15 protein-coding genes are annotated in these 12,310 nt (G+C 39.0%); 10 read left to right on the top strand and 5 right to left on the bottom strand.

The features are described from left to right. The first annotated feature begins 117 nt into the window (after positions 1 to 117). The 3 genes from I6F45_RS04590 to I6F45_RS04580 all read left to right on the top strand — a co-directional run bounded on the left by I6F45_RS04590 (position 118) and on the right by I6F45_RS04580 (position 1,717). The gene (locus tag I6F45_RS04590; protein ID WP_165727236.1) at positions 118 to 624 is read left to right on the top strand and encodes a DUF3087 domain-containing protein; all 507 of its coding nucleotides are present in this window, start codon (positions 118 to 120) and stop codon (positions 622 to 624) included. Between the two features lie 34 nt (positions 625 to 658). Continuing rightward, on the top strand, positions 659 to 1,108 hold the full coding sequence (locus tag I6F45_RS04585; protein WP_165727237.1) for a low molecular weight protein-tyrosine-phosphatase: 450 nt from the start codon (positions 659 to 661) through the stop codon (positions 1,106 to 1,108). 99 nt (positions 1,109 to 1,207) lie between these two features. Then, complete coding sequence (locus I6F45_RS04580) at positions 1,208 to 1,717, top strand: hypothetical protein (protein ID WP_197159781.1); 510 nt, start codon at positions 1,208 to 1,210, stop codon at positions 1,715 to 1,717. 67 nt (positions 1,718 to 1,784) lie between these two features. Here the strand turns inward: I6F45_RS04580 and I6F45_RS04575 are convergent, their stop codons facing one another. Both I6F45_RS04575 and I6F45_RS04570 read right to left on the bottom strand, forming a co-directional pair. Further along, entirely contained in the window at positions 1,785 to 2,900 is a 1,116-nt protein-coding gene (locus I6F45_RS04575) for an energy transducer TonB (protein ID WP_165727239.1), read from the bottom strand. Between the two features lie 92 nt (positions 2,901 to 2,992). After that, entirely contained in the window at positions 2,993 to 4,105 is a 1,113-nt protein-coding gene (locus I6F45_RS04570) for an energy transducer TonB (RefSeq protein ID WP_165727240.1), read from the bottom strand. Between the two features lie 251 nt (positions 4,106 to 4,356). On the opposite strand from I6F45_RS04570, the gene I6F45_RS04565 reads away from it, so the two are divergent. From I6F45_RS04565 to csrA, 6 genes are all read left to right on the top strand, one after another. Beyond that, positions 4,357 to 4,980, top strand: a complete 624-nt coding sequence (locus I6F45_RS04565) for a GTP cyclohydrolase II (protein ID WP_007583803.1) — start codon at positions 4,357 to 4,359, stop codon at positions 4,978 to 4,980. Between the two features lie 81 nt (positions 4,981 to 5,061). Then, entirely contained in the window at positions 5,062 to 5,892 is an 831-nt protein-coding gene (locus I6F45_RS04560; protein WP_165741084.1) for a hypothetical protein, read from the top strand. After that, entirely contained in the window at positions 5,892 to 6,344 is a 453-nt protein-coding gene (locus I6F45_RS04555) for a regulatory protein RecX (RefSeq protein ID WP_197159779.1), read from the top strand. The genes I6F45_RS04560 and I6F45_RS04555 overlap by 1 nt, the downstream gene beginning before the upstream one ends. Positions 6,345 to 6,363: 19 nt before the next feature. Beyond that, positions 6,364 to 8,964 carry an alanine--tRNA ligase gene (gene alaS, locus I6F45_RS04550; RefSeq protein WP_197159778.1) on the top strand — a complete coding sequence of 867 codons (2,601 nt, stop codon included), beginning with the start codon at positions 6,364 to 6,366 and terminating at the stop codon, positions 8,962 to 8,964. 6 nt (positions 8,965 to 8,970) lie between these two features. Next, the gene (locus I6F45_RS04545; RefSeq protein ID WP_197159776.1) at positions 8,971 to 10,188 is read left to right on the top strand and encodes an aspartate kinase; all 1,218 of its coding nucleotides are present in this window, start codon (positions 8,971 to 8,973) and stop codon (positions 10,186 to 10,188) included. 91 nt (positions 10,189 to 10,279) lie between these two features. After that, positions 10,280 to 10,471, top strand: a complete 192-nt coding sequence (csrA, locus tag I6F45_RS04540; protein WP_004587515.1) for a carbon storage regulator CsrA — start codon at positions 10,280 to 10,282, stop codon at positions 10,469 to 10,471. A 50-nt stretch (positions 10,472 to 10,521) separates the two neighbouring features. Here the strand turns inward: csrA and I6F45_RS04535 are convergent, their stop codons facing one another. The 3 genes from I6F45_RS04535 to I6F45_RS04525 all read right to left on the bottom strand — a co-directional run bounded on the left by I6F45_RS04535 (position 10,522) and on the right by I6F45_RS04525 (position 11,545). After that, a complete protein-coding gene (locus tag I6F45_RS04535; protein ID WP_165727244.1) occupies positions 10,522 to 10,989 on the bottom strand; it encodes a YcxB family protein in 468 nt (155 codons plus the stop codon). A gap of 132 nt (positions 10,990 to 11,121) precedes the next feature. Then, positions 11,122 to 11,313: a hypothetical protein gene (locus tag I6F45_RS04530; RefSeq protein WP_007378921.1), complete on the bottom strand. Its 192-nt coding sequence runs from the start codon at positions 11,311 to 11,313 to the stop codon at positions 11,122 to 11,124. 58 nt (positions 11,314 to 11,371) lie between these two features. Continuing rightward, positions 11,372 to 11,545 carry a DUF1328 domain-containing protein gene (locus tag I6F45_RS04525; protein WP_002961939.1) on the bottom strand — a complete coding sequence of 58 codons (174 nt, stop codon included), beginning with the start codon at positions 11,543 to 11,545 and terminating at the stop codon, positions 11,372 to 11,374. A gap of 519 nt (positions 11,546 to 12,064) precedes the next feature. Here I6F45_RS04525 and I6F45_RS04520 point away from each other — a divergent pair. After that, entirely contained in the window at positions 12,065 to 12,307 is a 243-nt protein-coding gene (locus tag I6F45_RS04520; protein ID WP_007583814.1) for an OadG family protein, read from the top strand. Positions 12,308 to 12,310 lie beyond the last annotated feature (3 nt).

The raw sequence follows: 12,310 nt of genomic DNA, 5'->3' as shown, positions 1-12,310 counted from the left end.
GTTTTCAAAGCTATAACGGGTGGCAAATCAAAAAGGGGTGAAATAATTTTATAAAAAATGTGGGGTTTAGTTACAATAGCCATTCGCAAATATTAAAACTTACATTTTTAGGCTGTTATGCAACTCATTGAAATAAATAAAGCGCGTTACCGTAAACATTTAAACCGTGTTATTGCAGGGTGTGGTATTGGTTTAGCTGTAGGCAGCTTGGCTATATCGCAAACGCTAATTGCTTTATTTCCTGATGAAAGTGGTAGCCATTTTCATTGGAACTTAATAGGTGTTGCTATTACTAGCGTTGGGCTTGCGTGGTTACTTAATAAATACCGTACACATAGTTTTATGACAGAAGTTGTTTATGTGTGGGAGCTTAAAAAAGCACTTAATAAAATAACCCGCAAAATGGCTAAGTTAAAAGCAGCAGGGCGCGAGGGTAATGCCGATGCGTTATTAGCGATTCATTATAGTTACGCAGGCTCTCGGTTATTGTGGCAGCTAGACGATAATCTAATCACCATGGACGATTTAGCCATTAAACAAGCTGAGCTTGAATCTGTTGCAGCGCAACATAACGTAACGCTTAACGTTGAAGATTACGACGCAAGTATTTTAAAACAGTTTTAAAGTTTAGGTTTTTAAATTAGTTAGAGGAGCCTTAATGAAAAAAATACTCATAGTGTGTTTAGGTAATATTTGCCGCTCGCCAACCGCAGAAGCGGTATTAAAAGCCCGTGCTAAAAAACTAGGCGTTAACGTTAAAGTTGATTCGGCAGGGACTATTGGTTACCACGAAGGTAAAACGCCTGATAGCCGCTCAATGGCAGCAGGCGAAAAACGTGGTTATAGCTTTAAAGGTATTTGTTCACGTAAAGTACGCAGTAGCGACTTTACTGAGTTTGATTTGATTTTAGCGGCCGATACGCAAAACTTAGCTGATTTAAAAGCCCAGTGCCCTGAGCATTTACGCTACAAGCTGGCGCTATTTTTAGAATATGGCGAGCAAACCCAAAGCGCTATTCCTGATCCTTATTACGGCGGCGATGATGGCTTTGAAAATGTGCTCGATTTAATTGAAGCGGCTAGCGATAAAATACTCGCTAAAATTTAATCCCTATTTTATTACTAAAGCTAAATTTAACGAGCTTTTTGTCGTATTGCACAGTGTCCCTAAAGTAAGTACATTTTATGCTTACTCAAAGGGAACTTTATGAAAATAAAAATATTACTACTCACTTTATCTATCGCTTCTTGTTCTACTTTTGCTAACAATGTTAGTTTTTCGATTGGGGGTGGCTATCCTTATTTAGTTATTCCTGAAGTGTCTTTGTCGGCTAACGACGACACACAACGCTGGTATGCAAACTACAAAATAGGCCTTGATGATGGTTTTTCAGCAGGTTTTGAACAAGCGGTAAGTGATAATAAAAAACATGCTTTTGGCGCGCTTGTAGGTGCAATTGGCGCAAGAGATACAGACCAAGAGTGTGAAAGTTCAACAAATGATGTAGCAACTGACTTTGCTAATACGCTAGGTTGTGTAATTGGCGGTATTTTTGATGAAGAAACAACAAACGGCATAGGGCTTACGTACAGCTACAACTTTAATGGATTGAACCACGCTGGTTTTAGATTAGAGCTAGATGTGGGCTACGGTAAAGCAAGCGATAGCAATGAAAAAAGAGCCGATGGCGGTATTAGCGTAAGTTATGAATTTTAACTACATGAGTTTTGTATTAGTTAGTTTTAAAAAAGGCGCATAAAGCGCCTTTTTTAATGAGCCGCTTTTAGTGGCGGTTAATTTTAAAGTCGAGTTGTACCTGAGAAGTAGCGCTAACGGGTTTGCCATTTTCGAACTTTGGTGCGTAACGCCATTGCTCAACAGCTGCTTGGGCTGACTTTTCAAATGCGTTGCCACCTTCAGAACTAAGCACTTTTAGGTTTTTTACAAAGCCAGCTGCGTCTACCTCAAACTCCATAACAACGCTACCATCGGTACTAAACCGGGCTTTATGCGCTGGGTATTTAGGATTAACACGATAGAGAGGTGTTTGCTCTTGTGATTCTTTCCATGGCACCATTTGAGCGATAGCTAGGCAATGTTTAGTTGCTTCTTCGCTTTTACCTTGTTTTTCGTACAGACCTACAAGCTTTGAATGAGCAGTTAGCTCAGCACTGTGATCAAAGCTTAAGTTATCGTCAAATGCAGTAACTATATTATTTAAGCGCTCAATTGCTCGGTTATATTTTTTGCTACCTTCGGCAAATGCGGCTATTAAAAAATTGGCTTTAATTTGTTCTACCGAGCTACTCGGAATATTTTCACGGTAGTATTCGTCGGCTTCTTCTAGGTAGTTTTTAGCTACGCGATATTTTTTAGAGCTAAACTTTTTAGCAAGCAGCGTTGCCGCTTCTAGTTTCATGTCGGCTACAAACTTAGGCTTATTTTGTGTTTTAGCTATTTCAATTACTTGTTCTAAAAAGTTAGCTGCTTTGTAAGCTGATGTTGTGTAGTTAGCTTGGCCGAGTAGTGCATCAATTGTTTCTATTGATAGTTTACCGTGATTTGCAGCTAAAATAGTATGGGCTTCGTTATAAAGTGCAAAACGCTGTTCGTTTAGCTCATCGCCGTAGCCTTTTATTGCTTTAGCGTAATTAATAGCTAAGTTGGCAGTATTGTCGTCGCTTTTACCGTAAACGGCTTTACCTGATGTGTAAGCAAGTTTGGCAGTTTGTTGTACGTTTTTGTCTGCTTTAACTGCTGCTAAATAGCTTTGGTATGCTTGGCTAAATACCGTTTGAGGATCGCTTGCTTGGCTGGCGAGTGCTGTAGTACTTAAAGTTGTTGCGCTTAGAGCAGATAAACTTAAGCCTATAAATAAAGCGAGTTGCTGACGTTTCATAATAATCCCTATTAACTTTTAAATTGAAACTAGGTTGACGTAATTACAACAGTTTCTTATTAATATAATTTTTGACTGAATGGTAAAACTACTTAAAGGCGTTCAAAATACAGTTCAGCTTGAGTTGTTGCATTTACAGGTTTTCCATTTTTAAACTTTGGAGCGTAACGCCATTGTTTAACAGCGGCTATCGCTGATTTTTCAAACGCTTTAGAACCTTCAGAACTAATAACCTTAGGATTTTTCACAAAGCCATGGGTATCAACAGTAATCTCTAATATAACTATTACATGACTTTTAGTTTCACCGCGAGGGTATATAGGCTCGGTTATGTAGAGTGGATTTTGCTCTGAGGTATTTTTCCAGTGCGTATTTTTAGCAAAGGCTAAGGCGTGTTTAGTCGCTTTATCGCTTTCATCTTGTTTTTCATATAGCTGAACTAAGCCAACATGCGCATTAAGCTCAAAGCTTTGATCTAAATTTTTATATTTATCAAATAAGCCAACTATACGGTTTAGCCTTTTAGTTGCTTTGTCGTAATCTTTACGGCCACTCTCAAATGAAACCATTAAAAGGTCAGACTTTATACGCTCTACTGCATTATCAGGTAGCTGGGCTTGGTAATATTTATCTGCATCTTGAGCGTATTTTTTCGCTAAAGAATATTCGCTATGGCTAAACCCATAAAGTAATGTTTCTGCAGCTTCAAATTGCATATTAGCGACAAGGCCAGGGTCATTTTGTAATTCAGCGATTTTAATGAGTTGCTTAAAGTTTTTGACTGCGGTATCTGATTTATTCGTATGAGTGGCTTTGGCTAGTAGCGTATCCATAGTCTCTATTGAGTTTTCGCCATAGTTTTTAACTAAAATACGGTGGGCCTGTGAATACAAATCAAACCGTTTCTCTTCATTACCATACCCTATAGCCACAAGGTTCTTTGCAACATAACTGTTGATGGCTTTAGCGTAGTTAATAGCAAGCTTTGCCGTTTCATTGCTATTTTCTCCATATAGAGCGAGCCCTTTTTGATAAGCAAGTTGTGCTTCTTTTTCAGCTTGTTCTTTGGCTGCAACGAATGCTGAGTCAGTTTCTTCGGCGTTTGCAGATACAACTTGAATGCTATTTACTTGGTTTGCGAAAGTGTAGTTAGCAAAGGCTAATAAGCTTAATCCTATTGATATGGCGAGCTGTTGGTGCTTCATAATAATCCCTATTATTTATTAGCCCATAAAATTACCAAAACTATCAAGGTCTGTCATTATTTTAGGTAAATTAAAGTAAACAAGCGAAGTTGTAATATTCGGGTTATTAATTGCTTAACAATCATTGAAAATAACGCCTGTCGTCGCCATATAATTGCCATAAACAGTCTTGTACTACGGTGTATTTATCCTATTTTGTGATATTATCACTTTATTGTCGTGTCGTAGTTATTTAAATATTTGGATTTGTCGTGGCGCAAGTAAGAGCAAGAGTCCAGCTTAATGTTGGCAGAAATAGTGATATCCCTGCAGAAATAATCTCATTTACTGATTTAAAAGATGGTAAAGAACATATTGCTATGGTGTTTAACAACGCTGATACAGAGCAAGATGTACCGCTTATTCGTATGCATTCAGAGTGTTTAACAGGCGATGTATTTTACTCATCGCGTTGTGATTGCGGCGAGCAGCTAAATGAATGTATTGAAATGATGCACGAGCAAGGCGGTATTTTATTGTATTTACGCCAAGAAGGCCGTGGCATTGGTTTATACAACAAAATTGATGCTTACGTATTGCAATCGCAGGGTATGAACACCTACGAAGCTAATAATCATTTAGGCTTTGCTGATGATTTACGTGATTTTTCGGATGCGGTGTTAATGCTTAATGCGCTTAATTTAAGCCACGTTAAATTAATGACCAATAATCCTAAAAAGCTTAACGCATTAAAAGATGCCGGTATTAATGTTGACTCGGTTGTTGGCACGCATGCGCATATTAAAGCGGGTGTTGCGGGTAACAAGTCGTACCTAGAAACTAAAATTAAGCATGGCGCGCACATGTTAGATATTAAGAAAATTAAAAAACCTTAAGTATTTAATTACGTTTCGTCTATTAATACCCCCTCACGCCAAGTTATACTTGGCGTGTTTCGTTTTAAATTAAGAGCAAGTATGTCTACACAATTACGAATTTTTAAAGCCGATGCAGGGCTAAAGTGGTTAAAAGCCGGATGGCTTATTTTTAAAACCCAGCCAGCAACCTTTATCGCGATGTTTTTATTTATAGGTATATCTAACTTATTTTTTGCAATAGTACTACCTCAAAAATTGCAAGTACTTGCTTTATTGCCAATTTCATTTTTAACAATCGGGTTTTATCGAGCGGTATTAACAAAACAGCAAGGTGGAAAAATTATCCTCTTTGATATTTTCAAAGTATTTTCAAGTACAGGGAATCGGATAGGTTTATTTCGCTTAGCATTAATTCAAATGAGTATTGCACTTGTGTTGGAGTTTTTAGCTAAAGTGTTATTTCTTCAGGCTGAGGCTGTTATCAATGATCCTAATACAGCTGCTATATTAAGTGATCCCAATATAACTATGCCCCAAATCACTCAATTATTTCAAAGCATTTTGAGTAGTATTCCGGTAATTAATATGATTTTATTTTTGATTGCTCTATTCGTTTACTTAGCTTCATTTGCTTACGCAGGGCCTTTGGTATATTTCAATAATGAACAAAGTATTTTAACGGCGCTTAAAAAATCGTTAATGGTGTTTTATCATAACATTTTGCCACTTGGCGTTTTTGGCCTTATTTGCGCATTATTTATGGCGCTTTCGATGTTCTTATCGTTCTTACCACTGTTGATTTTAATGCCAATTTGCTACATTAGCTTTTTTGTATCTTATCAAGCCATTTTTATGCCTGTTGTACCACCAAGTGACGACATTAATGTTAAGCCTCTTAGCAGTGAAGAAAGCGGGCGTTTTGACGCTTAATGGATGATAAATTAAAGCAAAAGCTAAAAAATTATGTACTTTGGTTACTAGGGCGCCAAGAATATTCGCGTCGTGAGTTAACGCTTAAGCTACAGCAAAAAGAAGCTACAGAAGAGTTTATTGAAAACTTGCTTGATTGGTGCGAAAAGCATAATTTTATTAACGAGCAGCGATACTGTGAAGGCTTTGTAAGAAAACACATATTTAAATGCCACGGGCTTAAGCGAATACAAAGCGAAGCTATGGGCAAAGGGATTGATCGTTCGCTACTTGAATTAGTAGTAGAGGAGCTTGAAGTAGATTGGTTTGAGCTTGCGCAGGATGCGTACAATAAAAAATATTCAAATACACCGCCAGATCTCGATTACAAAGACAAAGCTAAGCGCGTGCGCTACTTAATGTATCGGGGTTTTAGCTACGATGAAATTAATTTTGCAATGCAAGCACAGTAAATACAGGTGAGACTTTCAAATGCAGCACATGACTACCGCACAAATTAGGCAACAGTTTTTAGACTTTTTTGCCAGCAAACAACACCAAGTTGTACCTTCAAGCTCGCTTATTCCGGGTAACGATGCCACGTTGTTATTTAACAATGCCGGCATGGTGCAATTTAAAGATGTATTTTTAGGCGCAGAAAGCCGCCCTTATACACGTGCGACTAGCTCGCAGCGCTGTGTACGTGCTGGCGGTAAGCATAACGATTTAGAAAATGTGGGCTACACTGCTCGCCACCATACATTTTTTGAAATGTTAGGTAACTTCAGCTTTGGTGATTACTTTAAGCAAGAAGCTATTAAGTTTGCATGGGAGTTTTTAACTGAAGAAGTAAAACTACCAAAAGAAAAGCTTTTAGTAACTATTTACCACGATGACGAAGAAGCGTTTGAATACTGGTCAAAAGACATTGGCTTATCTGAGGATCGTATTATTCGTATTGCTACCTCAGACAACTTTTGGTCTATGGGGGATACCGGTCCGTGTGGTCCGTGTTCTGAAATATTTTATGATCATGGCGAACACATTTGGGGCGGACCTCCGGGCTCTCCAGAGGAAGACGGCGACCGTTTCATCGAAATTTGGAACCTTGTATTCATGCAGTACAACCGTCAAAGCGACGGCACAATGTTGCCTCTACCTAAGCAATCTGTTGATACGGGAATGGGCCTTGAGCGTATTTCTGCTATTTTGCAGGGCGTGCATTCAAACTACGAAATCGATTTATTCCAAGGCTTAATTGCCGCTGCTGCAAGTGTTACTAATGCACAAGACATGGACGATAAATCACTACGCGTAGTGGCGGATCATATTCGTTCGTGTGCGTTTTTAATCTCAGACGGTGTTATGCCATCTAACGAAGGCCGTGGTTATGTACTGCGCCGTATTATTCGTCGTGCTGTGCGCCACGGTAACAAGTTAGGTGCACAAGGTTCGTTTTTCTATAAATTAGTTGCTGCGCTAATTGAGCAAATGGGTCAAGCGTACCCTGAGCTTGCTAAGCAACAAGAAATTATTGAAAAAGTATTACGCATTGAAGAAGAACAGTTTGGTAAAACACTTGAGCGTGGCTTAGCTATTTTAGAAGAAAGCTTAAGCGACCTTAAAGGCGATATTATACCGGGCGACTTAGTATTTAAACTTTACGATACGTATGGTTTCCCTGCTGATTTAACAGCCGATGTTGCGCGTGAGCGCCAGATGACAATTGATCATCAAGGCTTTGAAGAGTGTATGGCTGTACAACGTAAAACAGCGCAGCAAGCAGGTAAATTTGGTGCAGATTACAATGACCAATTAAAATCAGATAAACACACTGATTTTAAAGGTTACGACAGTACACATTACAGCGCGACCGTTATTGAAATTTTTGCCGGTGGCGAAGCTGTTCAGTTATTAGAAGATGGTCAACAAGGTATTGTAGTACTAGACCGCACACCGTTTTACGCTGAATCAGGCGGTCAAACGGGTGACACGGGTACTATTACAGTTGCTGGTGGCGAATTTAATGTTACTAATACCACTAAGCTTGGTAATGCTTTTGCTCACCACGGTACTGTACAAGGCCGTATTGGTGTTAATGACAAAGTTGACGCAACTATTGATGATACGCGCCGCGACAGCATTAAGAAAAACCATACCGCTACGCATATTTTACACGAAGCACTACGCCAACTATTAGGCGAGCATGTAGGCCAAAAAGGCTCACTTGTTCAGCCAGATCGTTTACGTTTTGACTTTTCGCATTTTGAAGCCGTTACTAAAGATGAGCTACGTGAAATTGAGCGTGTAGTTAATGACGAAATTCGTCGTAACTTTGCACTCAATACTGAGCTTATGGCTATTGATGATGCTAAAGCGAAAGGTGCTATGGCGTTATTTGGCGAAAAGTACGATGACGAAGTACGTGTAGTTACTATTGGCGACTACTCTATTGAGCTTTGTGGTGGTACGCACGTTGAGCGCGCTGGCGATATTGGTTTATTCAAAATTGTATCTGAAAGTGGTATTGCCGCAGGTGTTCGCCGAATTGAAGCCGTAACCGGTGCAGATGCTGTAGCGTACGTTAGCGAGCAAGAGCAACAACTTAGCGATGTTGCAGCTTTAGTTAAAGGCGATAGCGCATCGGTACTTGAAAAAGTAACTGCGTTGCTTGAAAAATCTAAAGGTCTTGAAAAGCAAATTGCACAGCTTAGCGATAAGCTAGCAAGTGCAGCGGGCGCGTCTTTACTTGACTCAGTAGTAGAAATTAACGGCGTTAAGTTACTTGTAGCTAACGTTGAAGGGACTGAATCTAAAGCGCTTCGCGGTATGGTTGATGACCTTAAAAACAAGATTGGCTCAGGTGTTATTGCACTGGGTGTTGCCAGTGGCGACAAAGTAAGCCTAATTGCCGGTGTAACTAAAGACTTAACAGGCAAAGTAAAAGCCGGTGAGTTAGTTAACCACATGGCAGGCCAAGTAGGTGGTAAAGGTGGCGGTCGTCCAGATATGGCACAAGCCGGTGGTAGTGAACCACAAAACCTTGCTGCTGCACTAGATAGCGTTACAGCTTGGTTAACTGAGCGTACTTAAGCCTAAGTGGCACTTATTGTTCAAAAATTCGGTGGCACTTCGGTCGGCTCAATAGAGCGAATTGAAGCGGTCGCCGACCTTGTTGTTAAAACCAGACAGCAAGGACATCAAGTGGTTGTGGTGCTTTCGGCTATGTCGGGAGAAACCAACCGCTTAATTAATCTCGCCAAACAAATTGATACTCGCCCGAGTAGCCGTGAACTAGATGTACTTATTAGCACCGGAGAGCAGGTTTCTGTATCACTGCTTGCTATGGCTATTATCAAACGTGGCCACTCAGCGGTGAGCTTATTAGCCGATCAAGTCAATATTCAAACCGACAATATGTTTGGTAAAGCCCGTATTGAAGACGTTGCCGCTACACGTTTAAAGCATGAGCTTGAGCATAACCGCATTGCTATTATTGCTGGCTTTCAGGGGCGTGACGTTGAGGGCAATATTACAACGCTTGGACGCGGCGGCACCGATACATCGGCTGTAGAAATAGCAGCGGCTATAAAAGCCGACGAATGCCAGATCTATACAGACGTTGATGGCGTATATACTACAGATCCTCGTGTTGAACCTAACGCGCGCAGAATGAGCCAAGTTACTTTTGCCGAAATGCTAGAACTGGCAAGTTTAGGCGCAAAAGTTTTGCATATTCGCTCGGTAGAAGCTGCAGGTAGACACAATGTGCCACTTAGGGTGCTTTCTAGTTTTAATCCTGATGAAGGCACATTAATAAGTTTTGAGGAGAACGATATGCCAAGCAAGGTGGTATCGGGGATTGCGTTTAATCGTGACGAATGTTTAATTAAAGTAGATGGTGTGCCAAGCGGTACGCAATATCTTTCAAAAATATTGAAACTTTTTGCTGATAATGGCATCGAAATAGATATGATTAATCAAGTTAATCATATCTTTGAAAAAATAGACTATGCTTTTACTGTGCACTCGAATGATTATCTGCAAGCACTTGAATTATTGAGCGAAGATCAAGCTCAACTCAGTGCTCAAAATATAAGCGGATTACCAACAGTAGCTAAAGTTTCTGCTGTTGGAATGGGTATGAAATCGCATTCTGGTGTAGCAAGTTTATTTTTTGATGCATTAGCGCAGGAAAATATTAATGTAGTTTTAGTCTCGACTTCTGAGATTAAAATTTCAGTTTTAATAGATGAAAAGTACCTAGAGTTGGCAGTTCGTGCATTACACAAAGCATTTTTAACAGAAAATGGATAGATTGAGAGTTTTTACTTACTTTTCAGTCTAATTTTCATTAGTATGTTTAAGCGGAATCTTATAATTTTTATTGGAACATGGGAGCAAGAGAATGCTAATACTAACTCGTAGAGTAGGTGAAACCCTAATGATTGGTGACGAAGTAACAGTTACTGTTCTAGGTGTTAAAGGAAATCAAGTTCGAATCGGTGTTAATGCACCAAAAGACGTATCAGTGCATCGTGAAGAGATTTACATGCGCATACAAGCTGAAAAGTCGAACCCTAATCCGGGCAATGCTTAATCAACACGTATACGTAGTTGAGTAATTAGCTCAACTAGACTAAAAGCCACTCACTGAGTGGCTTTTTTGTTTATAAAAGCGAGTATTTCAGGGGTTAGTATTTGTTTTGAAATGTACTGCATTCCGCTTTTATTTTTAATAATAATACCTTGCTGAGTATCTATTACTTCGCTTATGTTTTGCCAAGTTAGCTCAAAACTTTTGTAATGATTAGCCGACTTAATGCCTTCTTCATCAAAGGTAAGTGTTACCTCAGAGCCTGACGCTCTGCTGAGCATTTGTCTGGTTACCCACCAAGGTCTGCGATAGTAAAAAGCGACGCACTCTAGTACACCTAGCATGATCATAAACGATCCTAAGTAATGATCGTTTAAAACATAAATGCCAAATAAACCAAGCGCAACGAGGAGTACAAGTAAAAAGTACTTAGGTTTGGCGCGCTTACTGTAGGGGAGTGACTCGTCAAAGCACTCGTAAAAGTAAGGTTTATCTAGTGTGTAGGTTGTTGTAAATGCCATATTGCCTTGCTTTAAATATCGTTTTTTTTATTTTAACAAGCTAGCCGCTAAATGAGCAGCTTTATAGTCAGTGATTTTATTACAGACACAAAAAAACGGCCCTAAGGCCGTTTTTTAGCGATACAAGAAGAATTAACAGTTAGTTTCTTCAGCGTTTACGCCTTCTTTAACATTTTCACATGCATCTTCTACTTTGTTTTGCACGTCAGTTACTGCTTCGTCAATACGTTCGCCTGCGTCTTCTGCATGATTGTCTTCACAACCCATGATAAAGAAACTTGCGAATAGACCGATTAGTGCTGCTTTTACAGTTGTTGAATTCATAATGTAATTCCTTGTAAGTGTTAATTAAATTTTAGTGTTTGTTAGTTGAATGCTTTATCTACCTGGGTGATTTACCACGTAGTGCACCTGAAACTAATGAGATCACTAAAAGTACTAAAAATATAAAAAATATAATTTTTGCTATACCAGCTGCGGCACCTGCGATGCCACCAAAACCTAACACTGCAGCGATTAAAGCAATAACTAAAAATGTAATTGTCCAGCGTAACATTGTTTTCTCCTTGGTTATCAAATTTGCTCACAATAACTAATGCCAGTTATATGCCAAAGTTTATTTTTGTTTTATATCAAGTGGTTATGATTTTTAACTGTGTTTTTAGTTATTAGTTAGTTAGTAATTTTTACGCTTTGTTATGTAAGTTATTCACACTGTTACAAGTTACCGGTAAATATTCACTAAAAATAATCTTTTTGGTAAGACCAATTAACAATTGGTGTGTGTTTTTGTACTTATTATAAAATTTGGCGGTTATTTTTATTAAGTTGAATAGTTAATTAACAACTTCCATATAACTATTAGCTATAGTCGTTATTTTCTGTATGTATTGTAGGGCGCATGATTGCTGGGTTATGGCATGTAAATTTGTTGAGTGTTATGTTGTTTATAGTTTAATTGGTTTTACCAATTTACAAGATGTAGACAAAGCGACTAGTTTTGTTATTATCCAGTGAATAAATATTTAATTAAATCGATTTTTTATTTTCGATATGGGTTTCAAGGGGGAGAAAAATGGATATAGGTGCTCTACTCACAACGGCTGGTAGCTTAATGCTAACTGGTATGGTTGGGGTGTTTGTATTTCTGTCGATATTAATTGGTGCAGTAACGCTTATGTCTAATTTGGTGACGCGCTATAGCGAACCAGAGGCATCACCAGCTAAATCACCGTCTTTTAAATCTCAAGGTGTGCCTAATGAGCACATCGCTGCTATTAGTGCTGCCATTGCTCAGTACAAATCAAATAATAAATAAGGG

Source organism: Pseudoalteromonas sp. SWYJZ19, from assembly GCF_015864375.1.
Lineage (GTDB): Bacteria > Pseudomonadota > Gammaproteobacteria > Enterobacterales > Alteromonadaceae > Pseudoalteromonas > Pseudoalteromonas arctica.
The sequence above is the reverse complement of the archived record's forward strand: the minus strand, read 5'-3'. Positions and strand labels throughout refer to the sequence as shown.